This is a genomic window from Pseudomonas sp. PAMC 26793 (assembly GCF_000313235.1).
Classification (GTDB): domain Bacteria; phylum Pseudomonadota; class Gammaproteobacteria; order Pseudomonadales; family Pseudomonadaceae; genus Aquipseudomonas; species Aquipseudomonas yamanorum.
On the sequence record NZ_AMXG01000010.1, the window covers coordinates 29,872 to 53,704 of the forward strand.

The following is a 23,833-nucleotide window of genomic DNA, read 5'->3' on the forward strand; positions in this document are numbered from 1 at the left end:
CTGGCGACTTTTCGATCACGCTGAAAAGTGCTGGAGAATGGGCATGTGCAAGAAAGTGACGACGATATCCCTGGCCTTGACGCTGTTGGGCGCGCAGATGATGGGCAGCGCGTTGGCGGCAACACCGAATGTGGCCGTGGCGCCGCAATACGACACCAGTCACGTCTACGTCGCCCCGGCTGACGTGGACCGCTTTGCCCAGAGTTTTCTCGCCACATTCGGCGGCAAAAGCACGCCCCAGGTGGTGGTGAATGTCCTGCCGGTGCCCAGCAGCACCACCTCGCAACTCCTGCAGACACCGGCGGGCACGGTGTCGCTGTTCGGCTTCACCACACCTGTCCCGCACCCGTTCGGCCTGGAGCGCAACGGCTACCTGGTCAAGGACATGGACGTTGCACTCAAGGCGGCCCGGGAAAACGGCGCGGCGGTGATTGTCAGTGATTTTCCCGACCCCATCGGCCGTGATGCGGTGATCCAGTGGCCGGGCGGCGTGAATATGCAGCTCTACTGGCACACCAAGGCCCCGGATTACGCGGCGTTCCAGACCGTTCCGGAGAACCGCGTGTATGTCTCCAGCGACCGCGCCGACACGTTCATCAAGTCTTTCGTCGGATTTTCTCACGGCAAGGTCCTGGCCGATGACAAGCATGCCCCGGCGGTGGAGATCGGCCAGGCCAGCGGCAGTTATCGCCGCGTCGATATCGAGTCGCCGTTCGGACGCATGGCGGTGCTGGTCACCAACGGTCACCTGCCCTACCCCTTCGGCCATGAAACCACCGGCTATCAGGTGGCCGACCTGACCGACACGCTGGGCAAAGCCACTGGTTCCGGCGCCAAGGTGCTGGTCCCGGCGTTTGACACTAAGGGCCGGCGCAGCGCGCTGGTGGAATTCCCGGGCGGTTACGTCGCGGAGATTCACCAGCTCAGCGGCGCAAAATGATCCGCGGCACAGGCTGGGGCCTGGCGGTGCTGTGGCCGTTGCTGGCCGGCAGCGCCCACGCTGACGATCAGCCGACGCGGCCGGACATCAAAGCCAACCGCTGGCAGGAAGACTGGTCCGTGCTCAAGGACCCGACGCTGCGCACCCAACCCCTGGACAGCCTGAAGTACATCCCGCTGTCCAGTGCCAACCCGTTCACTTACCTGTCCCTGGGCGCGACCTTGCGTGAGCGCTTCGAGATGAACGACGCCGCCGGTTTCGGCGCGAAGAACGTGGCCCGTGACCAGTACCTGATCCAGCGTTTCCAGGTACACGCCGACCTGCATCTGGATGAAAACTGGCGGGTGTTTACCCAGCTGGAGGATGCGCGGGCCTATGACAAGACGACGATCGGCGGCGCCGACCAGAACCGGGTCGACCTGCGCCTGGCCTTTGCCGAATACATCAACACCTTCAGTACCGGTACGTTCAAGGGCCGCGTCGGTCGGCAGGACTTTGCCTTCGACTTGCAGCGCTTCATCTCCTCGCGGGACGGGCCGAACGTGCGCCAGTCCTTTGATGCGCTATGGGCTGACTGGGAAACCTCGAACTGGCGTTTTATCGGGATCGCCAGCCACCCGGTGCAGTACCAGGACGAGCGGCACTTCGACGATAAATCCAACGCTGACGTGCAGTTTCACCTGCTGCGGGTCGAGCGGCTGGTGGGTGGCAAGAATGAGCTGTCGGCCTATTACGGGGTGTATGAGCGCAGCGATGCCCACTACCTGGACGGCGACGGCGATGAGAAACGCCAGTTGTTCGACGCCCGGCTGGGGGGCGCTGCCCTGGGGTTCGATTGGGACATCGAAGCCATGCTGCAAGGTGGCTCGGTGGGCCACAAGGATATTCGCGCCTGGGGTGGCGGCAGCCGCGTGGGCTACACCTTCGACAACCTGGCCTGGACCCCGCGCCTGGGACTGCAAATGGATATCGCCTCGGGGGACCGCCACGCCGGTGACGGCACGGTGGGGACGTTCAACCCGCTGTTCCCCAATGGCTACTACTTTTCCCTGGCGGGTTATACGGGGTACAGCAACCTGATTCACGTCAAGTCGTCGATCACCGTCAAGCCCATCGCCAAGCTCAGCGTTCAGACCGCCGTGGGCCTGCTCTGGCGGCAAACCACCGCAGACGCGGTCTACACTCAGCCCAACCTGCCGGTGGCCGGCACCGCAGGCCAGGGTGAACGCTGGACCGGCGCCTACGCTCAAGTTCGCACCGACTATGGGTTTACCCCCAACCTCACCGGCGCCGTCGAGGCCGTGCACTACGCGGTCGGCCAGACGCTGCGGGATGCGGGCGGCCATGACAGCAATTACCTGGGGGTGGAACTCAAGTTCAGCTGGTAACCCCAACCAAGCACACCCGTACAAGCGCTGCCTGCGCCTGTTCGACAATAGTCAGCCTTTGCCTTCGTACTCACCCAAGGAGTTTCCATGAGCACATTCCTCGCCAAAGACGGTACCGAAATCTACTTCAAGGACTGGGGCAGCGGTAAACCCGTGCTGTTCAGCCATGGCTGGCCGCTGGACGCCGACATGTGGGAATACCAGATGGAATACCTGAGCAGCCGCGGCTACCGCACCATCGCGTTTGACCGCCGTGGTTTTGGCCGCTCGGACCAGCCCTGGACCGGTAACGACTACGACACCTTCGCCGACGATATCGCCGAACTGATCAACCATCTGGACCTGCAGGACGTGACGCTGGTGGGCTTTTCCATGGGCGGTGGCGACGTCGCCCGCTATATCGCGCGCCATGGCAGCGCGCGCGTGGCCGGCCTGGTGTTGCTGGGGGCGGTGACGCCGCTGTTCGGCCAGAAAGACGACTATCCGCAAGGCGTTCCCACCTCTACGTTCGACGGCATCAAGGCCGGCCTACTGAAGGACCGCGCGCAGTTCATTTCCGACTTCAACACACCGTTCTTCGGCATCAATAAGGGCCAGAAAGTCTCCGACGGTGTACTGACCCAGAGCTTGCAGATCGCCCTGCTCGCCTCGCTCAAGTCCACCGTGGATTGCGTCACTGCGTTCTCGGAAACCGACTTCCGTCCAGACATGGCCAAGATCGACGTACCGACCCTGGTCATCCACGGAGACGGCGACCAGATCGTACCGTTCGAAACCACCGGCAAGGTGGCTGCCGAGATGATCAAGAACGCTGAATTGAAAGTGTACAAGGATGCGCCACATGGCTTCGCGGTCACCCACGCCGAAGCCTTGAACGCCGACCTGCTGGCGTTCCTGAAGCGCTGAAGCGACTGCATCACGCTGCTACACCTCCTTTTGGCCGGGCTTGCACCCGGCCTTTTTTATTCAGGCGTAACGCAGCGCGCCGGCCCACCGCTGGTTGAACGCTATTCGCCCGGGCCCGACAATCAGGATGCTGGTGAAAATGATCAACAGCAGCCAGCCAAACTGCCCTTCGAGCAGCGTCCACTGCGGATGCACCACCAGCATGGCAATCAGCAGCACACTCAGGATCGGCAAGCAGGCCAGGCGCACCAGCACCCCGGCGATGATCAACAGCGGGCACAGTACCTCGGCAAAAATCGCCAGCAACAGTGTCACGCTCGCCCCCAGGTGGAAGGGATCCTCGATCACCTTCAACTGTTCGCCATAGTCCAGCAGCTTGGGCAGGCCATGGACCCACAGCAGGAACAATCCCCCGCTGACCCGCAAAAACAGCAGCCCGAAATCCCGTGCCCATTCTTCCCGTTGTGATGCGTTCATAGGCGACCTGTCTCCGTGACGTTCACCGGCGTTTTTTACGCCGGAACCGGAGCTGATTGTGCCGCCACGGACGCCTCGGAAATTGCAGCGATGTGCTGACCTGGGAGCTCACTCACCCGTGCCGGCAAACCCCGCGACGATCTCGTCGATCACCACCCGCACCCGCGCGGTGTGCCGCAGGTCGGCATGGGTCACCAGCCACACGTCGTAGGGCAACGGTCGCGTACGCTCCGGCCACAGCCGCACCAGCCCGTCCCGCTCGCCGGAAATCAGCGGAATTTCACCGATGCCCAGGCCCGCGGCGATGGACCGGCGCACCAGCAGGCTGGAACTCATGGCCGCAACGATGCGCCCGCGCCCCAACGGCTCGGAGACCAGGGTCAGGTCTTTCTGGCTTTGCAGGTGCGGCTGGTACACCACCAGGTCGTGTCCTTCGAACAGGCTGCCCGGCTCCGGTGCGCCGTGCCGATCGATATACGCCTGCGAGGCAAACAGCCCCACCGGCCAGCGAGCGATGCGCCGGGCGATCAGGTCGGGGTTGTCCGGGCGGGTGTTTCGCACGGCGATGTCAGCTTCGCGCTTGGCCAGGTTAAGGAACTGGGTCGAGGCGTCCATCTGCACGCTTACGTCAGGGTGCGCGTCATGCAGCCGGGCCATGGCCGGGATCAGGAAGTCGATGGCCAGGGAGTCGGTGGTGGTCACCCGCACGGTGCCGGTCAGGCGGTCGTCCAGGCCTTGGACCTGACGTTCCAGGTCGAGGGCCGAGCGCTCCATTTTCTCCACCGATTGCAAGGCGGCTTCACCCACGGCCGTCAGCGCGTAGCCCTCGGACGTACGCAGGAACAACGTTGCGTTCAGGGACTTTTCCAGGGCATTGACCCGTCGCCCCACCGTGGCCTGATCCACCCCCAGCACCCGCGCGGCCCCGCGCAATGTGGACTCACGGCACACCGCGAGAAACACCCGCGCATCGTCCCAGTTCATGATTTTCCCCTTTGATGCATTTATGCATCACCGTGACGTGTAATCGCAGCATTATTGCATCACCCATCGCGGATATGCTGGGCGCCAGAGAAAATCCTCAGGATCGCCAGCCTGCTGAACCGCCCGGTACCGGGCGCGGTCCCAACCCATACGTTCATTGCTACAGGTGCACTCACATGAATCTGCCCCACGAAATGACCCTGATCGAAATCACGAGCCCCGGCGGCCCCGAGGTTCTGCAACCGCGCCAGGAGCCCATGCCGGTTGCCGGCCCCGGCGAAGTACTGATCCGCGTGCACGCCGCCGGCGTCAATCGCCCGGACGCCCTGCAACGCGCCGGCACGTACCCGATGAAACCCGGTATGAGCCCGTTCCCCGGGCTGGAAGTGGCCGGTGTGGTGGCCGCGCTGGGCGAAGGCGTCAGCGAGTACGCATTGGGCGACAAGGTCTGCGCCCTGACCAATGGCGGCGGGTATGCCCAGTACTGTGCGGTACCCGCCAGCCAGACCTTGCCGGTTCCCGAGGGGCTGGACTGGATTCAGGCGGCAGCGATTCCGGAGACCTTCTTCACGGTGTGGGCCAACCTGTTCGGCATCGGCGGCGCGCATAAAGACCAGCGCGTGCTGATCCACGGCGGCACCAGCGGCATCGGCACCACCGCGCTGATGCTGTGCCGCGAGTTTGGTATCGAAGCCTTCGCCACCGCCGGCAGTGCAGAAAAATGCGCCACCATCCGCGAACTGGGGGCCGAGCCGATAAACTACCGGGAACAGGATTTCGCCGAGGTCATCGCTGACAAAACCGCTGGCGAGGGCGTCAACGTGATCCTCGACATCATGGGTGGCTCCTACCTGAACAACAACATCAGCGCCCTGGCCATGGAGGGTCGGCTGGTGATGCTGGGCTTCCTGGGCGGCGCACGCGCCAAGGATATCGACCTGCTGGCGATCCTCGGCAAGCGCGCGATCGTGACCGGCTCGTTGCTGCGCTCGCGCACCCGGGAAGAAAAAGCCGCGATTGCCGCACAGCTGCGCGAACACGTGTGGCCGGTGCTGTCGGCCGGGCGTTGCCTGCCGATGATCGATGAGGTGTATGCCTATACCGACGCCGCGAAGGCCCATGCGCGGATGGAAGGTGGTGACCATATCGGCAAGATTGTGTTGCGGGTGGACTGAAAAAAACGCTGCGGGTCAGGCCTGGGGTTTCAACAGGGCCTGATACGCTTGCGCCTCGGCGAACAACCACTCGGAAAACTCCCGCTGCTTGTTCGCCGCACGCTCCCGGGGCGGCCACACCAGCCAATACGGATAAGGGTACGGTGCGGTGATCTCACTCAACTGCACCAACTCACCTCGCCCAATGGCGTCCTGCACCAGGCTGCGCCGGTCCAGCGCGATGCCCTGCCCCAGCCGCACCGCCTCCAGCACCAGGTTCGAATCGTTGCTGCACAGGCCTTGGCGCTCCACGGCCATTTCCACACCCGCCGCCTGGCACCAGGGCAACCAGGATTCGGTGCTGTGAATAATCCGGCTTGCGATGATCTGCGCAGGCGTGCACGGCAGATGCCCACCATTGAAATGTGGCGCCGCGACTACCACCACTTCGTCATAAAACAGTAACGCCTGTTCCACCCCCTCCCAATCGCCTTTGCCCATGCGAATGCCGATATCCACCGACTCCTGATGCAGGTTGGAAACCGTCAGGCTGGCTTGCAGGCGGATGTTGATGTCCGGGTAACGCTGCTGAAACGCCGGCAGCCTGGGGATCAACCACGCGCGGGCAAACGAGGGGATGACGGCCACCACCAGTTCGCCCATTTTCGGCTGGGCCTGGATCGTGCGGGTAGCGTGCTCAATGTCCGCCAGCGCCTGGCGGATTTGCAGCGCGTACAAGCGGCCATCCTCGCTGACACGCAGCCCGCGACCTTCACGCACAAACAGGGTAAGGCCGACCATCTCCTCCAGCGCCTTGATCTGCTGGCTGATTGCCGAGTGGGTGACGTGCAATTCCTTGGCGGCCAGGGTCACGCTCCCAAGCCTGGAGGTGGCTTCGAAACTGCGCAATGCGGTCAAGGGCGGGAAAGGGTTCATGTAAGCGTGGCTAACCTTTCGTGATAAAAAAGATCGATATTGCGGGGGCGAATCCCCCGATAAAGTAATCTGAATTTAACACTGCGGTAAATGGAGGCTACATGAAACTGGTCGGCATGCTGGACTCGCCCTACGTGCGCCGCGTGGCAATTTCCCTGGAGCTTTATGGTGTCGCGTTTGAACACCAGGCACTGTCGGTGTTCAGTACCTTCGATGAGTTCTCCAGGATCAACCCGGTGGTCAAGGCCCCGACACTGGTGCTCGACGACGGGACGGTGCTGATGGATTCCGGCCTGATACTCGAGTACCTGGAAGCCCTGGCGCCGGCGGACAAAAAGCTGTTGCCCCAGCAAACAGTGGCGCTTGCCCGGGATCTGCAAGTGATCGGCCTGGCGCTGGCCGCGTGCGAAAAAACCGTGCAGATCGTCTACGAACATCACCTGCGACCTGCCGAAAAACTTCACCAGCCGTGGATCGACCGTGTGACCGGGCAACTGCTGGCCGCTTATTCGTTATTGGAGACGCTGGTGGCCGAGCGCGACAGCGACACGCCGCTGAACCAGGCGAGCCTGACGGTGGCGGTCGCCTGGTCCTTCACCCAGCTCAAGATAGCCGACGTCGTGAAGGCCGATGCGCTCCCGCACTTGCAGCGCCATGCGGCACGTGCGGAACAGCATTCGGCGTTTCACAAGTACCCGACCGAGTAGCCGCGTTTACCCGGCGTACACCGGATAATCGGTAAAGCCCACTTCCGTGCCGCCATACAGGCCGGCAGCGTTCAACGGGTTCAGCGGCCAACCGTTGAGCAGGCGCTGAGGCAAGTCGGGGTTGGCAATGTATGGCCGGCCAAATGCAATCAGGTCCGCCAGCCCCGCCTCTACCAGTCGTACGCCGCGCTCTGCGGTGTAGCGGCCGGCGTAGATGATGCGACCGGTGAAGGTGTCGCGCATAGCCCGGCGGAACGACTCGGGCAATTCCGGCGCGTTGTCCCAGTCAGCCTCGGCGATGGACACGTAGGCGATGCCGGAAGCCTCAAGCACCTTGATCGCTTCGATGTAGGTGTGATGGGGGTCTTCCTCGACCAGGCCGATGTAAACCCGGTCCTGGTCAGTGCCGCTGAACAACGGCGCAAAGCGCACGCCCAGGCGTTGCGGGCCGACCACTTCGGCCACCGCCTCGACGATTTCCCGCAAAAAACGCAGGCGATTGTGCAGCGAGCCGCCGTATTCATCGTCGCGCTGGTTGGAATGCGCCGAGATGAACTGGTTGACCAGGTAGCCGTTGGCCGAATGAATCTCCACGCCATCGAACCCGGCGGCCAACGCGTTTTTTGCAGCCTGGGCATACAGCCCCACCAGCTCCTTGACCTCTGCGGTAGTCAAGGCGCGGGGCACTGGTGGCTGCACCAACTGACCGGTACCGGGCCCGGTTGCAACGAATGCCTTGGCTTGCTGCGGCTGGATCGCCGACGGCGCGATGGGGGCTGCGCCGTCAGGTTGCAGGTCGTGATGGGACACGCGGCCCACGTGCCAAAGCTGGGCGAAGATCACACCGCCTTCGGCATGCACGGCATCGGTCACGGTGCGCCACCCGTCGATTTGCTCCGGCGTGTAGATGCCCGGAGTCCAGGCATAACCCTGGCCGCGAGGCTCGATCTGCGTGCCTTCGCTGACCATGAAGCCGGCGGTGGCGCGCTGGCGGTAATAGAGCGCCATCAAGTCCGTGGCAATATCGCCGGGCTGGGCACTTCGCTGGCGGGTCAGTGGCGGCAGGACGATGCGGTTTTTCAGGGTGTGGTGCCCCAGTTTGATCGGGGTACCTAAAGCGCTGTTACTCATGATGGGGGTTCCAGAAGCGAATTTCGGGCGTGCAGAAGTGGCCGGCTCCCGCTCAGGGGAGCCGCCAACCACTTACTTTTGGGGGATTTAGCGGGTTACGCGGTCAGCTTCAACAGCGCTTTGGCGACGTCGCTGGAACTGGCAGGATTCTGCCCGGTGACCAGCAGGCCATCTTCAATCACAAAGGACTGCCAATCGGCACCCTTTTCATACTTGCCGCCCAGTGCCTTGAAATCGTCCTCGATCAGGAACGGCACTACGTCGGTCAGGCCAACCGCGGCTTCTTCGGAGTTGGAGAAGCCGGTGACGCGTCGACCCTTGACCAGCGGTTCGCCGTTGACGGCCTTGACGTGACGCAAGGCGCCCGGGGCATGGCACACAAAGCCAATCGGCTTGCCGGCACGCTCGAAGGCTTCGATCAGGGCGATGGAGGTTTTCGACTCTGCCAGGTCCCACAGCGGGCCGTGGCCGCCTGGGTAGAAGACGGTGTCGAAGTCGTCGGCGTTGACCGAGTCCAGCTTCAGCGTGGTGGCCAGGGCCTGCTGTGCCGCCGGGTCGGTGGCGAAGCGGCGGGTCTGGTCGGTTTGCGAATCCGGCAGGTCGCTGACCGGATCCAGTGGCGGCTGACCACCGGCTGGCGAGGCCAGGGTCACGTCGGCCCCGGCGTCCTTGAACGCGTAGTAGGGAGCAGCAAATTCTTCGAGCCAGAACCCGGTCTTGCGGCCGGTGTTGCCAAGCTGGTCGTGAGAAGTCAAAACCATCAATACTTTCATGTGCCAATGCCTCGGGGTGATGTGGGATGGAATGGAGTAAAGCTTAGGAGCCGGGCCAACACCGCACAATGTCATGTCCGCAAGGATTCCGGACATTGTGCCAAGCCGGTTGCCGTTTACCTGTTACACGCCGACAATCTCCGCTCCGCGCCCCTTGGAGAGATGAGATGCACAGCATTGCGCTGATGGTTTACCCGAACTTTCAATCCCTCAGCCTTAGCCTGGGCTCGGTGTTCGAGTGCGCGAATCTGCTGCGGGGCGAGCAGGCCTATGAGTTTCACCTGGTGTCGGAGAGTGGCGGCCCGATCATGACGTCCCAGGGGTTCTCGGTGAACAGCACGCCGATCCGGCCCGAGGGTTATGACACATTGATCGTCAGCGGCTACCTGGAGTTCCAACTGCCTGATGCTAACCTGCTGCGGCTGGTCCAGGCGGCCTCCAAGCAATCCCGGCGCATTGCTTCGCTGTGCATGGGCATCTTCGTGCTGGCCGAAGCCGGGTTGCTCGAGGGCAAGCGCGCCACCACCCACTGGCTGCATGCGCCGGCGTTCGCCAAGCGTTACCCGCAGATTCGCCTGGAAGAAGACAAACTGTTCGTCGTCGACGGCCAGATATGGACTGGTGCCGGCATGAGCGCCGGGGTGGACCTGGCCCTGGCGATGGTGGAGAACGACTTGGGCAGCGACCTCGCCCGCCGCATCGCGCGCAAGCTGGTGATTGCCCAGCGGCGTGGCAGCGAACAGTCGCAACTGTCGGCGCTGCTGGAACTGGACCCCAAATCCGACCGCGTGCAACTGGCACTGGCCTACGCTCGGGAGAACCTGACTCACGACCTTTCAGTCGAAGCGCTGGCGGCCGTGGCGCGGCTCAGCCCGCGCCAGTTCAGCCGGGTGTTTCGCGAGGAGACCGGGCAAACCCCGGCCAAGGCCATTGAGTCCCTGCGGGTGGAAGCGGCCCGGACGATGATGGAAACCAGCCGGCATCCGGTGGAAGTGGTCGCCCGCGAGACCGGATTCGGTGATCGCGAACGGATGCGCCAGGCGTTCCTGCGCGCATTCGGGCAGCCGCCTCAGACGATGCAGGCGGCGCTGTTCAGTGCAGGGGCTGGCGCAGCGTTTAGCTGATGCCTCAGTGCAGCGCCGCCCGCGTCACCAGGAAGCTCAGCAGGTTCGGCTCATCATCCAGTTCAATGGCCTGCACCGGGCGCGGCAGGTTATCCAGCACCGTGCGCCAGAACGCCTGGCTCACTTCATCCTGGTCATAGAACCGCACCAGCCAATTCGCCTCGCCGCTGCTCAATACCTGAGTAGCGATGGCGCGGCCAATGCCCTTGCGGCGGTAGCGTTTCAAGATGAACAGGTCCGCCAGTTCCAGCGCATCAATCCCCGGCAATTCGCTGCCTTCAATCAGCAGGAAGCCGGCGATATAGCCGTCCACCAGCAGCAGGTTGGCGCTCCACTGCGGGTCTTCCCAATAGCGGGCCAGGTGCTCCTCATGGATGTAGAAGCGGCCGTCCACCTCGACGTCTTCCTGTTCCCAGTCCGAGGACTCGTAGGCGTAGAACTGGTAAAGGTTGGCGATCAGCGCGGCGTGTTCCGGGCCGGCCTCGATCAATTCGACGGTGGTATCGGGGATTGCAGGCATGGGCATCTCGGCAAAAAAACAGGGCGCCATTGTCAACAAAGCCACAGGCAATGCCAATACACCGGCGAAGCTTTCTGTTGGCTGAACCGATCGCGCTTTTCTCTTGTCAACGACAAAATCATTACAAAGTTAGACTAAACTCCGCAGCACTTCCCTCCCCTCGTTTTCAGGATAAGTACTTTGACAAACGTCTGCACCAGCGGCCTCGATGTCGGCTTTGCATCCCTGGATTACCTGCAAATCGGCATCCTGGGCATCATTCAGGGCATCACCGAATTGCTGCCCGTGTCTTCCACCGCCCACATGCGCATCGTGCCCGCCCTGCTCGGCTGGCCGGATCCCGGCTCGGCGTTTTCCGCGGCCATGCAACTGGCCGCACTGGCAGCGGTGGTCAGTTACTTCTGGAAGGATGTGCGCCAGGTCACCGTGGGCAGCATCAGCGCGGTGCGCCAGGGCGACTACAACAACCAGTGGTTCAAGCTGGCGGTGGCCATTGTGCTGGCGACGATTCCGATCGGTATCGCCGGCATTGCCTTGTCGTCGACGCTCAACTCATGCAACTCGCCGTTGCGCGGGCTGATGGTGATCGGGATTTCCTGCCTGGTGATGGCGGTGCTGCTGGCCGCGGCCGAACTCAGCGCAAGGCATAAGCGCACGGTGGGCGAAATGCGCCTGCGGGATGCACTGATTGTCGGCATTGCGCAAATCGGCGCGCTGATTCCGGGGGTTTCCCGCTCGGGTTCAACCCTGACCGCCGCACTGTTCCTCAACTTCAAGCGTGAAGAAGCGGCACGGTTTTCGTTCCTGCTGGGCTTGCCGGCAATCGCCCTCGCGGGGTTGAAGGAGCTGTGGGTGTTGTTCCACGCCGACCTTCCGGCCCATGCCTGGCCGCACCTGATCTTTGGCCTGGTGGTCGCCAGTGTCTCGGCGTTCTTCGCGATCTGGGGCCTGATGAAGTTCCTGGAGCGGTTCTCCACCTGGCCATTCGTGATCTACCGTGCGGTGCTGGGGGTGTTCCTGATTGTGGCGGTGAGCACCGGGTTCCTGTAGGAGCGAGCTTGCTCGCGATGGTCGTTAACGATGACGCGCCCAGCCTGGATAAACACGGTGCCTGGGCGTTTTTCGCGAGCAAGCTCGCGCCTACGGAGCGCGGTCGGCCAGTTCTTCGAGCAAATCCGCTGACGGTATGAAAAACAGGCCGCCGGTGACCGCCGTGCTGAAGTCCAGCAGGCGGTCATAGTTGCCGGCCGGGCGACCGACAAACATGTTCTCCAGCATCAACTCCAAAGGCTCCGGCGACCGCGCGTAGCCGATGAAGTACGTCCCGAATTCCCCCGCACCCGGCCGGCCAAAGGGCATGTTGTCCCGCAGGATCTTCACTTCCTCGCCGTCCTTGGTGATGGTGGTCAGCGCACTGTGGGAATTGGTCGGCTTGGCCGCGTCGTCGAGTTCGATGTCCGACAGCTTGGTCCGCCCGATCACACGCTCCTGCGCCTCCACCGACAATTCATTCCAGGCCTTCATGTTGTGCAGGTACTTCTGCACCATTACATAGCTGCCGCCGCTGAACGCCGGATCCTCTTCCCCGACGATGGTGAACCCCACCGCCTTGCGCCCGACCGGGTTCTCGGTACCGTCGACAAAACCGATGATGCTGCGCATGTCGAAGTAGCGGAACCCCTGGACCTCGTCCACCACTGTCACTGAATCGCCCAGCGCGGCCATCAACTGCGTGGCCAACTCAAAACACAGGTCCATCTGATCGGCACGGATGTGCAGCAGGATATCCCCCGGCGTGGCCGGTGCCAGGCGCCCTGCCACGCCGACCTCCTTGAACGGATGCAATGCCGCCGGGCGCGGGCTGCCGAACAGCGCGTCCCACGCCTTTGAGCCGAAACCTGCGACACAGGAAAGGTTGCCCGCCGGCACACGCTTGCCGACTGAACGCACCAGGCCGGCAACATCGGCGCACCAACTGCGTACTGCTTCGGCCGAGTCGCTGCCAGGAGCCAGGGTGGCGACCATGAAAATGGCGCTGCTGGTGATCGGGCTGCAGACGGATTGGGGTTCAAGGCTTGAATCGGTTGGGGTTGTCATTGAGAGGTCCACGGGTGGCGGTCGAGATTTCAACGAACGCAGATTAGCAGACAGAAGAAGGACGGTCGCGGCTCGGCGCTAGAGGGTGGTCCCGCCTGCCGGGCTACAACGCCCGGCATTCAATCCTCAGTAATTGAGGGCCTTGTTCGTGGATCTCAATTACCACCGGCAAAAACCGCTGAATCACCGCCATGTTGCTCTGCAGGTGCTCGGTCATCCGCAACGTGGTGAAACTGCCGCCGCCTGCGAGCGCCATCGGCAGCAATAGCTGGTCGGCCAGATGCTCGGCGACGACCGCTTCGCTGGCAAGCCACTCGAGCGCCTGCTCGATGGCTTGATCGGCCACCGCCTCTGCGCGCAACCTGGCCTGGCCAAATGCGCTGAACATTTCAGTGACGTGCTCATGTGCATATTCCAGCATCAGGACATTGCCTGGCCCGTGCTCCGCGTCAAGGTTCACCGCGTGCAACTGCTCTTGCTTGATCGCCAGCCGCTGACGAACACGCGCCAGCTCACGCTCGGCCACATGCACGGGCAACCCGGCACTCAGTGTGGTGGCGTGGGAGCCCTGCAACTCACCGCGCTCGATGAGGTGCAATGGCATCAATGTGCTTGGATGGATAAACGCCACCAGCTCGCCACCGCCCGCCGGCACAAAGCCATGACGCACCAGCGTCAGCTCGGCCCTGGCCCCCATGCGCCGCAACTGCGGCAACCACGCGCGCTCAAGAAAATCCACCGGCGGCGCCAGCGGATTGTGGGTACCTCCGCAAATGCTGATGCGACTGGCTTGCGAAGCCAGCAGCAACGCCGGCAAGACTGTCTGCAATACCAGCGAGCAACTGCCTGCCGTGCCGATAGAGAACTTAAAGTCCCCACCCTGGATAGGCCCCGGCTCAAACAGCAACGCCTGGGAGCCCAGCTCGGCGCCTTCGATCCGAGCGCCGCATACCCGGGCGCCTGCCAGCACTGCTGTCAGGTGCTGGCGCAGCAGCCCTGGCCGACTGCGCCTGGCGCGAATGTTTTTAATCCGCAGCGTGCGCCCCGTCACCATCGACAGGCTCAGGCCACTGCGCAACACCTGGCCGCCGCCCATGGCGCCGTCCAGCTCGATCACATCCTGGTTCATATCCATTCCTTATGCGTAGTGCTTTACCGTTTCCCTCAGGTAGTGGTCCAGCAAGTGAGTGTGTTCCTGGGTACGTGGCAATTTTGGGACTTCGCGCTCAAGCTCCGCCGAGATAAACCGGTGCAACGCCGGGCGCCTGGGTCCATAGGCGGCTTCCCCGGCATTACGCTTGAGGGCCAGCAGCGTCGCCACTTCATCCAGCAAGAGCGGGTCCGTGACCGTCGACAACAGGTCGGCAAATGTCATCGGTGGCCGCCCTAGACCAAGGTCGATCCAGCGCACCGCCAGCAACGGCCGCAGCACATAGAAGTACTTCTTGAAGCGCACCGTGTCGCCTTGCAGGTACCCACGAAAACTCTTCCTGGCCATCGACAAATAGTGACCGCGGGCGGCTGGCGGGCTGTAGAACGCTTCCGCCAGAGCCCGCAGGCGCGAAGTCGCAGGCGTTTCGCTGCGATAGACCAGCGGCGAATCGAGCCACTCCAGCAGCGTCGGGTTGGATTTACGCAGCAGGCCGAGGGTCTTGCGCAACTCCCAGCCGCTGATATCCAGCTCATCGTCCAGCGGGCGTTCGATCACGTCCCGTGGCGTATCCACCTGGACAAACCAGTCCGGCTTTTCCACATAGACGAAACGCACGTCGTAATCACTGTCGGTGGACGCAAAGCCCCAGGCACGACTGCCGGATTCACAGGCATACAGCACCGTAACGTTTCGCTCGCGCTCTATGCGCTCCAGCTCAAGCAAGACCCTTTCGCGCATGGCGAGACTGAGGGGATGACGGTCGTCCTGTTCCCTATTCATGTTTAATGCTCCTGTACAAACATCAAATTCCAGACTTTATCCCTTCACGCACACCACCTGACGCAAGGTGTGCAGCACTTCCACCAGCTCGCGCTGGGCGTGCATGACTTGGTCGATGTCCTTGTAGGCCATCGGAATCTCATCGATTACCGAGGCGTCCTTGCGGCATTCCACGTGGGCCGTTGCCCGAACCTGGTCGGCCACCGTGAAGGTGTTTTTGGCCTTGGTGCGGCTCATGGTCCGGCCAGCACCATGGCTGCAGGAGCAAAACGACTCCTCGTTACCCAGCCCGCGCACGATGAAACTTTTCGCACCCATGGAGCCGGGAATAATCCCCAGCTCACCCTTCTTTGCCGACACCGCACCCTTGCGAGTGACCAGAATGTCCTCACCGAAATGCCGCTCTTTTTGCACATAGTTGTGGTGGCAGTTCACCGCCTCCAGCGCCACTTCAAACGGTTTGTGGATCACCTTGCGCGTCGCCTCAACCACCGCCCGCATCATCATCTCGCGGTTCTGACGGGCAAAATCCTGGGCCCAGCCGACCGCTTCCACATAGTCATCGAAGTGCTGGCTGCCTTCCTCGAAGTAAGCCAGGTCGCGATCCGGCAGGTTGGCGATGTGCTGACGCATGTCCTGTTGAGCCAACTGGATAAACAGGTTACCGATGGCGTTGCCGACGCCACGGGAGCCGCTGTGCAACATGAACCAGACCCGGTTGGCTTCATCCAGGCAAACTTCGACAAAGTGGTTACCCGAACCCAGCGTCCCCAAGTGTTGGCGGTTGTTGGTGTTCTTCAGTTTCGGGTGCTTGTCGGTGATCGTTTTGAAGCGTGGCTGCAACGCCGCCCAAGCCTGGTCGGCCTGCTGCGGAACAGTGTCCCAGGCACCCTTGTCACGCCCGTTACGGCCACTGGTGCGACCATGGGGCACCGCCGCCTCGATCGCGCAGCGCAGGCCGTGGAGGTTATCCGGCAGGTCGGCGGCAGTCAGCGAGGTCCGTGCCGCAATCATGCCGCAGCCGATATCGACGCCAACCGCGGCTGGGATAATCGCGCCCACGGTGGGGATCACGCTGCCAATGGTCGAGCCCTTGCCCAGATGCACATCCGGCATCACCGCGAGGTGTTTGAAAATGAACGGCATCTTCGCCGTGTTCATCAGTTGCTGGCGAGCCTCTGGTTCAACCGGTACCCCTTGGGTCCAGAGCTTGATGGGCTTGCCGTTGGCAACTTCCAGCAGTTGGTAGGTCTTCTCTTGCATGATCTCGATTCTTTTTTATGTGCCGCAGGCGCGGCGTTTCTAATAAACAGACGGCGACAAAAGAGGGGTGAAACATGCGGCACGCTCTCCCTCTGAGCTACAGTCTTGCGACTGGCGGGACTCGAACCCGCGACCATTCCGTACTGTAGTTTCACCGGCATTCGCCGAGGCAATCGTAATAAGGTGGCACGACAAAAAGTGTAACTGAGCGCCGGAACATACCGGCTTACCAAAGATGTACAGCCACAGGCATTCGTGCCTTCACTGGCGCTGACAAGGGTCTGACGAGACGTCTTGGATGTAGTCCCGTCGGCATTCAGCGCCGGTGAAATCAAACGTCTACTGCTTCAATCGCCTGCACCCAATGTTGAGCACCGTAGCGCCCTTCGGCGAACTGCGCGACCACATCAAATACCGCATCACTGAAGCCTCCCACATTCAAAATATCCTGGCGGTCTGCAGCCTGCGTGGTTGCACCGGGCTGCATATCGATACACACCAACCGCGCTTGCGGGTTGACCTGCTTGATCAGCTCCCACTGGCGCATGGTTTCGGTACCACGTTGACGCCTTGCGTCAATCCACGACTCGTTGTCAGACACCAGGATCACCGTATCCACTTTCATTTTGGCGCTGGCTATTTTCGCCAGCGGAGCCGAACAGTTAGTCCCGCCTCCGCCGATGGCTGCCAGCTTCTGCGCATTGCTCATCACGCTGTCGCGCGGGTTGAGGCGGATATCCACCACATGGTTCTCAAACGGCATCAAGCGTGCGTCTGGCTGCTTGCGCAAGATCGCCGCGCCGATCAAGGCCGCCACATCAATGCAACGCACAGCGCTGGTGGCTCCCTCGCGATACCCGGTGACCGAGCTGTGCATCGAGCCCGACACATCAGGGCAAACCACCACCGAACCTTGCAACACCGGCACGTTGGCCAGGGACAACTCAAGGGCGTCTTGCAAAGCTTCACGTACACAGGCTGGCACGTCATCCCCCGCCATCCGATACGCCGCCAGCAACTGGTACGGGTAAACCCGCGCCTTAGCGATCGCCTCTGCCTCCGCCAACCGCGCTGCCACTTGCCATGCGAACCCTGGCACCTCGAACGCGCCTTGGCGTGCAAAGGTATTAAGGTTCATGCGCAGCGCCTGCCAACCCATGTTATCGGCCTGGGCAGCCCATTGTTCTTTGCTGAGCTTCTCGTTCCCCAGTAACTGGAACGGCACCGCCGGCACTTCAGTGGTCGAACCACTACGGAAGGCGAGCAAGGCCCGCGTCAACTCCGGCAAGGCTTGTACGTCCACCGGCCGCCCGATCAACCAGGCGAAGAACGCTTCACGCCATGGCTCAGTGGGCTTGGGGTGAACCATTTTCACCACGTCCGCCAGCGACGGCTGATTACCTACCGCCGCCTGCAGAAGCTGACGCTCCGTCGCCGTGTTCAACCAGTTCTGCACCAAGCGCTTGGGCTGCGAGCCCAGGGACTTGCGCCCCGTCACACCGCTGCGCAGGATTTGCACGAAGTTGCGCAACATCTTGCCGCTGTCCACTACCTTCTCGAACACCTGCGGCACCATCACCGAACGCTGGGCCACCAACGCGGCCAACAGCAGCGCCGGCATGTCTTTCATGTGGCCTTGGCGGCGGGCATAGCACGCAACCTTGGCGACATAGCGGCTGTCCAGCTCGCCGGCCAACTGCAACACGCTCTCCAGCTGGCTTTCAGCCGACGCGTGGAAGGTCTGGTTCAGGCAACCGGTGACTGCCAACTGGGCCAGCTTGTGCTTGGCGCTGTAGGCATAAGCCGGTACCTGTGTAGCGTTCAAGGTGTCGCATGCAGGCAGTTTCGCCTGCTGGGTGTTGAAGATCTGGGAGTTGGCCATCGCGGCGTCTCGCTCTGTTGTGTGTTCCGTTGCGAGAGTTATTGCAGCTGCCATGCCAGTTTTTTATTTCCGCCGTTAAATATTTTTATCTATTTGTTTTATATGAATATTTTTAATTTAAATAACTAATCGACTCGACTGCGATGACATTCCCCTCAGAAATTACTTATCCTTACATATCGCCATCTATATTTTGGTATCGCTATGATTCAAAAGCGCACGGTCGCCATTGGTTTTATCGGTTCAACCCTGGACCGGGTCGGCAAAGGCGCCAATCGCTGGAACCATTGGCGGCCCAGCGTGGGCCTCTGCCAGCAACAGGAAGTACTGATTGATCGACTGGAGTTGATTCACGGCGTCGACGCACGAGACATCAGCCTGGCGCAGCGAGTACGCGACGATATCCAGCAGGTATCACCGGAAACCGAGGTGCGGCTACACCCCATGCACCTGAAGAACCCTTGGGATTTCGAGGAGGTGTACGGCGCGCTGCACGACTTCACCACCGGCTACCGCTTCGATACCGACCACGAGGACTACCTGGTTCACATCACGACCGGCACCCACGTTGCGCAAATCTGCTGGTTCCTGCTGACGGAAGCGCGCTATCTGCCAGCGCGCTTGATCCAGACGTCCCCGGCTCGCCGCCGCAACGAAGAGGAACGTGCCACCGGCACCCATGCGCTGATCGACCTCGACCTGTCGCGTTACGACCGCATCGCTTCACGCTTCGCCCACAAGCGCCTGGAAAGCCTGGCCTTCCTCAAATCCGGAATCGCTACACGCAATCCGGCCTTCAACCGCTCCATCGAACAGATCGAACGCGTGGCCGTGCGCTCCAAGGCGCCGATGCTGCTGATCGGTCCTACCGGTGCCGGCAAGTCATTCCTCGCGCGGCGCATCTACGAACTCAAGCGCAGCCGGCATCAGGTCCAGGGGCGTTTTGTTGAAGTGAACTGCGCCACCTTGCGCGGCGATGGCGCGATGTCGGCGCTGTTTGGCCATATCAAAGGCGCCTTCACCGGCGCCCAGAACGCCCGCGAGGGTTTGCTGCGCGCGGCAGATGGCGGCATGTTGTTCCTGGATGAAATTGGCGAGCTTGGGCTCGACGAACAGGCGATGCTGCTCAAGGCCGTCGAAGAGAAACGCTTCTTCCCCCTCGGTGGCGACCAGGAAGTCACCAGCGACTTCCTGATCATCGCCGGCACCCACCGCGACCTGCGCGGCCGCGTCGCCGAAGGGCTGTTCCGCGAAGACCTGTACGCCCGGATCAACCTTTGGACCTTCGACCTGCCAGGCCTTGCTGGACGCCGCGAAGACATCGAGCCCAACATCGACTTCGAACTGGAACGCCACGCCCGCGAACAGGGCCAAGTGGTGCGCTTCAACCTCGAAGCCCGGCGGCGCTACCTCGCCTTTGCCTGCTCCAGCGAAGCGGTATGGCTGGGCAACTTTCGCGAACTGTCTGCCTCCATCACGCGCATGGCCACCCTGGCGGACAGCGGGCGCATCGACGAAAACCAGACCCAGGAAGAAATCGACCGACTGCGTTACGCCTGGGGCCTGGCGTCGCCGCAAAACGATTGGCTGTCACGCCTGGGCGTCGATACCGAACTGGACCTGTTCGACCAGTTGCAACTCAACGCCGTCATAGAAACCTGCCGCCAGTGCGACAGTATTTCCGAAGCCGGACGCCGCCTGTTCGGCGTCTCCCGGCAGGCCAAGGCGCAACCGAACGATGCCGACCGACTACGCAAATACCTGGCGCGGTTTTCGATTGAGTGGAAACAGTTGGCGGAGTTGAAGGGCTGACGGACACCTATAGTGCGGCAGCCTGACCTTGTGCCGCCTGAAACAACGCATCGGCAGTCTCCTGAATTTCTTCACGCTGCCACACCTTGCCCAACCACTCGATTGGAATGCCCTGAACGCCGTAATACGCACCAGCCAACTGACCCACGATCGCCGCAGTAGTGTCGGCGTCATCCCCCAGGTTTGCCGCAGCCAGCACGGCCTCGGCAAAGCTGTTGCTGTGATGAAAACACCATAGCGCAGCTTCAAGCGAAGCCACCGCGTAACCTGAACCAACGATGTCGCTGCGCGCCTTATCGAGGTAGTGCCCATCAGCAATGTCCACAACGTTGGGTTCGCTCAAGTCCAGATAGTCAACCTTTAGTACCTGCGCTTTCGAAGCCCCACGCAGCGCATTGGAAATACACTCCGCCAGCACCAGGCAACATTCAATCGCCTCCAACGCGCCATGAGTGGTGCGGGAACTGTCGACGGTAAACTCCCGCAAACGCTCGGCATCAGGGAAACAGAACAGCACCACCGGGGCCAGACGCATCATTGACCCGTTACCCGCCGAGTACGGGTCGGTAGAGCCCGCGAACGGATCGCCCGTGTACTGATACTTCGTCAATGCATCACGAACGGTTGTGCCGATATCGAAACACTCCCCCGTAGCACTCAGGTAGCCCCACTTCCACCAGTTCAAATAACGCCCCATCTGATCGCCAGCGTCGAAACCATTCTTGCGCAGCAGGCTTTCGGCCAGACACAGCGCCATGGACGTATCATCCGTCCACTGGCCATGCAAAAGCTGGAACGGCCCACCTCCCACCATATCGGTGACCGGGGCAAACGACCCACGGCGCATGAACTCAACCGTGGTCCCTACTGCATCACCACAGGCCAGCCCAAGCAGGCTGCCGCGGTAACGGTCTGAAAGCATCATCAATCTCACTCCTTTGCACAACTAACACCCTGACAGAAAAACCATACCGGAGCTTTCCGCTCAATGGGTTGCCGTGCATTTCTATGGGAAATTTCCCACTCAGGCACTCCCCTCCTACGGCCTCCCGATGGTAGTGTGTGAAATTGTTTCTGACCTTTCGATCAGACATTTCTCACTCACTCTCTGCAAAGGAATGCCCCCAGCAATGGATTTTTCCCTCAAGCAACTGGCCGTAGCCACCCTGATGGCCGCCAGCCTTTCGGTGTTCACCACCCAAGCTCAAGCCAACCTCACCCCGCAACAGAACGCGATCATCCTGAAGACCTTCAGTGACGCTTCAGTCAAGGATTTCAGGCAGTTTCTCGGCAGCCTGGCCAAGAGCGACGTGGCGAAGAGCGACAACCTCGGCCCGGCTATCAGTGGCTTCCTCGACAACAAGGACCTGACCGCCGACCAGCAGAATGAAATCCATCGCCTGCTGGGCCTTTATGCGCGGGTGAAGTACGGCGCTGCCGCCACTGAAACCCTGCGTGAACTGGTGGAGATCCCGACCTTTCAGGTGGCCGGCGTGGCCCAGCACGACAACCCCGAGTTCATCAAGATCGCCGCCAAGATCAAGAGCCTGGCCGAGTCGTTCAACCTGAACTTCCGCAACATCGACAACCGCGTGTATGAGATCTCCCTGGAAGGCAGCGGCGATGAAGTCGTCGGTATCCATGCTCACGCCGACGTGGTACCGGTCACCCCGGAAAACTGGGTGCTCAAGGACGGCACCAAGCTCGATCCGTTCAAGGTCACGCTGATCGGCGACCGCATGTATGGCCGCGGTACCGAGGATGACAAGAACGGCATCGTGGTGGCGATGTACGCGATGAAGGTGATCAAGGAAGAGAAGCTGCCGCTGGCACGCAACTTCAAGCTGCTGGTGGACACCACCGAGGAAACCTCCGGCGACGCGATCCCGTACTATTTCGAGCACAACCCCACGCCCAACTACAACCTGGCGCTGGATGGCGGCTACCCGGTGGTGATCGCCGAGAAAGGCTACGGCACGGTGATGGCCAAGTTCCCCAAGCGCAAGGCTGACGGCAAAGGCGCAGAAATCATCTCGATGACCGGCGGCAAGGCCACCAACCAGATTCCATCGGCGTCGGTGGTGACATTGCTCAGCGACAAACCTGCCGAACTGGCCGCCAGCCTGCAAAAGGCCGGTAGCGAATACGCCAAGCGCAATGGCGGCGACTTTGAAGTGGCGGCCAAGGTGGTCGGCAAGGACGTTCAGTTGACCGTCACCGGTGTGTCTGCCCACTCCTCCGAGCCAGAATCCGGGGTAAACCCGGTGGCCCGAATGCTCGACTTCCTCAACAGCCTCGACGGCAAGGTCGCGCTCAAGCACAACCAGTTCACCGACGCCGCGCGTTATGCCGCCAACAACTGGGGCCTGGATTACCTGGGTGGCAAGTTGGGTGTGGGCTTCTCCGATGCGTTCATGGGGCCGCTGACTACGTCGCTGACCTATGTGGGTGAGGATGACAAAGCCTTCAAGCTTGCAGTGAACCTGCGGGTGCCAAAAGGCAAGTCGCCAGAAGCGCTCAAGGCTGAAATCGCCGACAAACTGGCAGCCTGGACCAAACAGAACCACGTGGCCGTGAGCTTCGACTATTCGATCGCCGAGCCGATGTACCGCAACCCTGAAGGCGAGTGGGTCAAGGCGCTGTTGGCGGTGGCCAGCGAGAACCTGGGCATGGAGCACAAGTACGGCACTTCCGCCGGCGCTACCTCGGTGCATGAGTTACCGAATGGCGTGCAATTCGGCCTGGCACGGCCGGAGGTCAAGTACACCGGCCATACCGACAGCGAGTTCAAGACCGTTGACCAGTTCCTGCTGGACCTGCAGATCGTCACTGAAATGATGGGCCGCATCGGGCAACTGCCGAAGCTCTGACGAACTTTTTTTCGGACCCGCCTGCCTGGCGGGTCCACACTCGGCGACGAATCAGCCGAGGCTTAAGATAAGTCCCACATTCCCCGCACACTTGTATTCGCACACTGCGCTGATGGAATTACCCCGCCTGTCTCATCGGGGTAGCCGTCATCTTCCCCCAGGAGTGCTCAAGTGATGTGCAAACCTTGCGAATCCGCATCAAAGCCCACCGTCAATCAACGACGCAACTTCCTGCGCCTGGCCGGCGTCGGTGCTGGCGCGTTGATGCTGGCCAGCGCACTGCCGACGCAACTGGCCCATGCCGCCAGTGACTCACCTCCCCCCAAACCCGAGAACACGCTGGATCCGAAACATGCATTGGCTCGCCTGATGGCTGGCAACGCCCGCTATGTCAACGGCGTGACCCGGCGCTATGATTTTCTGACTGAGCGTGAAGCCCTGGTGGATGGGCAAAACCCCTACGCCGCCGTGCTGGGCTGCGCCGATTCGCGAATTGCCCCGGAGTACGCATTCGACACCGCCCGAGGTGACCTTTTCACGATACGTGTGGCCGGTAACTTCCTCACCACCGACGGCCTGGCCAGCCTGGAATACGCCGTAGCGGTACTCGGCACGCCACTGATCATGGTGCTCGGCCACGACCGCTGCGGCGCCGTCTCGGCGGGCGTCAAGACACTGAAAGACGGGGTGAAATTTCCAGGGCAGATCCAGGGCCTTGCAGACGCGATCAAACCCTCGGTGGAGAAAGTCGTGAAACAACCCGGCGACCTGCTGGACAACGCCATCGCGCAAAACGTCAAAGACACCGTAGCCCGCCTGAAGAGCGAGTCCAACCTGTTATCGGAGGCGTTGGCCAGCGGCAAGCTGAGCATCGTCGGTGGCCTCTACAGACTCGACAGCGGGAAGGTCGAACTGGTCGCTTAGTGCCGCTTACAC

At 61.6% G+C, this 23,833-nt stretch carries 22 protein-coding genes; 10 read left to right on the top strand and 12 right to left on the bottom strand.

What is annotated here, in order from left to right; all coding sequences use genetic code 11:
• Positions 1-43 precede the first annotated feature (43 nt).
• From D109_RS0101625 to D109_RS0101635, 3 genes are all read left to right on the top strand, one after another.
• Positions 44-940 carry a hypothetical protein gene (locus D109_RS0101625; RefSeq protein ID WP_017475354.1) on the top strand — a complete coding sequence of 299 codons (897 nt, stop codon included), beginning with the start codon at positions 44-46 and terminating at the stop codon, positions 938-940.
• Complete coding sequence (locus D109_RS0101630) at positions 937-2,328, top strand: alginate export family protein (RefSeq protein WP_017475355.1); 1,392 nt, start codon at positions 937-939, stop codon at positions 2,326-2,328. Before D109_RS0101625 ends, D109_RS0101630 begins: the two co-directional genes overlap by 4 nt.
• Before the next feature lie 87 nt (positions 2,329-2,415).
• Positions 2,416-3,234 (top strand): alpha/beta fold hydrolase, encoded by an 819-nt coding sequence (locus tag D109_RS0101635; protein WP_017475356.1) that lies wholly within the window; start codon positions 2,416-2,418, stop codon positions 3,232-3,234.
• Positions 3,235-3,294: 60 nt separating this feature from the next.
• Here the strand turns inward: D109_RS0101635 and D109_RS0101640 are convergent, their stop codons facing one another.
• Together D109_RS0101640 and D109_RS0101645 are read right to left on the bottom strand one after the other, a co-directional pair.
• Positions 3,295-3,711, bottom strand: coding sequence for a DoxX family protein (locus D109_RS0101640; RefSeq protein ID WP_017475357.1), 417 nt, complete (start codon positions 3,709-3,711; stop codon positions 3,295-3,297).
• Positions 3,712-3,819: 108 nt separating this feature from the next.
• The gene (locus tag D109_RS0101645; RefSeq protein WP_017475358.1) at positions 3,820-4,695 is read right to left on the bottom strand and encodes a LysR family transcriptional regulator; all 876 of its coding nucleotides are present in this window, start codon (positions 4,693-4,695) and stop codon (positions 3,820-3,822) included.
• A gap of 176 nt (positions 4,696-4,871) precedes the next feature.
• Between D109_RS0101645 and D109_RS0101650 the strand changes: the two genes are divergently transcribed.
• Positions 4,872-5,870, top strand: a complete 999-nt coding sequence (locus D109_RS0101650) for an NAD(P)H-quinone oxidoreductase (RefSeq protein WP_017475359.1) — start codon at positions 4,872-4,874, stop codon at positions 5,868-5,870.
• Positions 5,871-5,885: 15 nt separating this feature from the next.
• On the opposite strand, the gene D109_RS0101655 is transcribed toward D109_RS0101650, so the two are convergent.
• A complete protein-coding gene (locus D109_RS0101655; protein WP_026077712.1) occupies positions 5,886-6,785 on the bottom strand; it encodes a LysR substrate-binding domain-containing protein in 900 nt (299 codons plus the stop codon).
• A 101-nt stretch (positions 6,786-6,886) separates the two neighbouring features.
• Between D109_RS0101655 and D109_RS0101660 the strand changes: the two genes are divergently transcribed.
• Complete coding sequence (locus D109_RS0101660) at positions 6,887-7,492, top strand: glutathione S-transferase (protein ID WP_017475361.1); 606 nt, start codon at positions 6,887-6,889, stop codon at positions 7,490-7,492.
• A gap of 6 nt (positions 7,493-7,498) precedes the next feature.
• On the opposite strand, the gene D109_RS0101665 is transcribed toward D109_RS0101660, so the two are convergent.
• Positions 7,499-8,623 carry an alkene reductase gene (locus D109_RS0101665; RefSeq protein ID WP_017475362.1) on the bottom strand — a complete coding sequence of 375 codons (1,125 nt, stop codon included), beginning with the start codon at positions 8,621-8,623 and terminating at the stop codon, positions 7,499-7,501.
• Positions 8,624-8,718: 95 nt separating this feature from the next.
• Positions 8,719-9,396, bottom strand: coding sequence for a type 1 glutamine amidotransferase domain-containing protein (locus D109_RS0101670; RefSeq protein WP_026077713.1), 678 nt, complete (start codon positions 9,394-9,396; stop codon positions 8,719-8,721).
• A 167-nt stretch (positions 9,397-9,563) separates the two neighbouring features.
• Here D109_RS0101670 and D109_RS0101675 point away from each other — a divergent pair, with 167 nt between their 5' ends.
• Positions 9,564-10,520: a GlxA family transcriptional regulator gene (locus D109_RS0101675; protein ID WP_017475364.1), complete on the top strand. Its 957-nt coding sequence runs from the start codon at positions 9,564-9,566 to the stop codon at positions 10,518-10,520.
• 4 nt (positions 10,521-10,524) lie between these two features.
• On the opposite strand, the gene D109_RS0101680 is transcribed toward D109_RS0101675, so the two are convergent.
• Positions 10,525-11,040 carry a GNAT family N-acetyltransferase gene (locus D109_RS0101680; RefSeq protein ID WP_081253123.1) on the bottom strand — a complete coding sequence of 172 codons (516 nt, stop codon included), beginning with the start codon at positions 11,038-11,040 and terminating at the stop codon, positions 10,525-10,527.
• 180 nt (positions 11,041-11,220) lie between these two features.
• Between D109_RS0101680 and D109_RS0101685 the strand changes: the two genes are divergently transcribed.
• Positions 11,221-12,090 (top strand): undecaprenyl-diphosphate phosphatase, encoded by an 870-nt coding sequence (locus D109_RS0101685; RefSeq protein ID WP_017475366.1) that lies wholly within the window; start codon positions 11,221-11,223, stop codon positions 12,088-12,090.
• A 90-nt stretch (positions 12,091-12,180) separates the two neighbouring features.
• On the opposite strand, the gene D109_RS0101690 is transcribed toward D109_RS0101685, so the two are convergent.
• From D109_RS0101690 to D109_RS0101710, 5 genes are all read right to left on the bottom strand, one after another.
• On the bottom strand, positions 12,181-13,137 hold the full coding sequence (locus D109_RS0101690) for a Dyp-type peroxidase (RefSeq protein WP_017475367.1): 957 nt from the start codon (positions 13,135-13,137) through the stop codon (positions 12,181-12,183).
• A gap of 103 nt (positions 13,138-13,240) precedes the next feature.
• Entirely contained in the window at positions 13,241-14,266 is a 1,026-nt protein-coding gene (gene rtcA, locus D109_RS0101695) for an RNA 3'-terminal phosphate cyclase (protein ID WP_017475368.1), read from the bottom strand.
• A gap of 9 nt (positions 14,267-14,275) precedes the next feature.
• The gene (locus D109_RS0101700; RefSeq protein WP_026077715.1) at positions 14,276-15,070 is read right to left on the bottom strand and encodes a nucleotidyltransferase domain-containing protein; all 795 of its coding nucleotides are present in this window, start codon (positions 15,068-15,070) and stop codon (positions 14,276-14,278) included.
• A 36-nt stretch (positions 15,071-15,106) separates the two neighbouring features.
• On the bottom strand, positions 15,107-16,333 hold the full coding sequence (locus D109_RS0101705; protein WP_017475370.1) for an RtcB family protein: 1,227 nt from the start codon (positions 16,331-16,333) through the stop codon (positions 15,107-15,109).
• A gap of 331 nt (positions 16,334-16,664) precedes the next feature.
• Positions 16,665-18,215 carry a TROVE domain-containing protein gene (locus tag D109_RS0101710; RefSeq protein WP_017475371.1) on the bottom strand — a complete coding sequence of 517 codons (1,551 nt, stop codon included), beginning with the start codon at positions 18,213-18,215 and terminating at the stop codon, positions 16,665-16,667.
• 204 nt (positions 18,216-18,419) lie between these two features.
• Between D109_RS0101710 and rtcR the strand changes: the two genes are divergently transcribed.
• The gene (gene rtcR / locus D109_RS0101715) at positions 18,420-20,027 is read left to right on the top strand and encodes an RNA repair transcriptional activator RtcR (RefSeq protein WP_017475372.1); all 1,608 of its coding nucleotides are present in this window, start codon (positions 18,420-18,422) and stop codon (positions 20,025-20,027) included.
• A gap of 7 nt (positions 20,028-20,034) precedes the next feature.
• Here the strand turns inward: rtcR and D109_RS0101720 are convergent, their stop codons facing one another.
• Positions 20,035-20,952: an ADP-ribosylglycohydrolase family protein gene (locus D109_RS0101720; protein ID WP_017475373.1), complete on the bottom strand. Its 918-nt coding sequence runs from the start codon at positions 20,950-20,952 to the stop codon at positions 20,035-20,037.
• 205 nt (positions 20,953-21,157) lie between these two features.
• Between D109_RS0101720 and D109_RS0101725 the strand changes: the two genes are divergently transcribed.
• Together D109_RS0101725 and D109_RS0101730 are read left to right on the top strand one after the other, a co-directional pair.
• Positions 21,158-22,897: a dipeptidase gene (locus D109_RS0101725; RefSeq protein ID WP_017475374.1), complete on the top strand. Its 1,740-nt coding sequence runs from the start codon at positions 21,158-21,160 to the stop codon at positions 22,895-22,897.
• Between the two features lie 174 nt (positions 22,898-23,071).
• Positions 23,072-23,821 carry a carbonic anhydrase gene (locus D109_RS0101730; protein ID WP_017475375.1) on the top strand — a complete coding sequence of 250 codons (750 nt, stop codon included), beginning with the start codon at positions 23,072-23,074 and terminating at the stop codon, positions 23,819-23,821.
• Positions 23,822-23,833 lie beyond the last annotated feature (12 nt).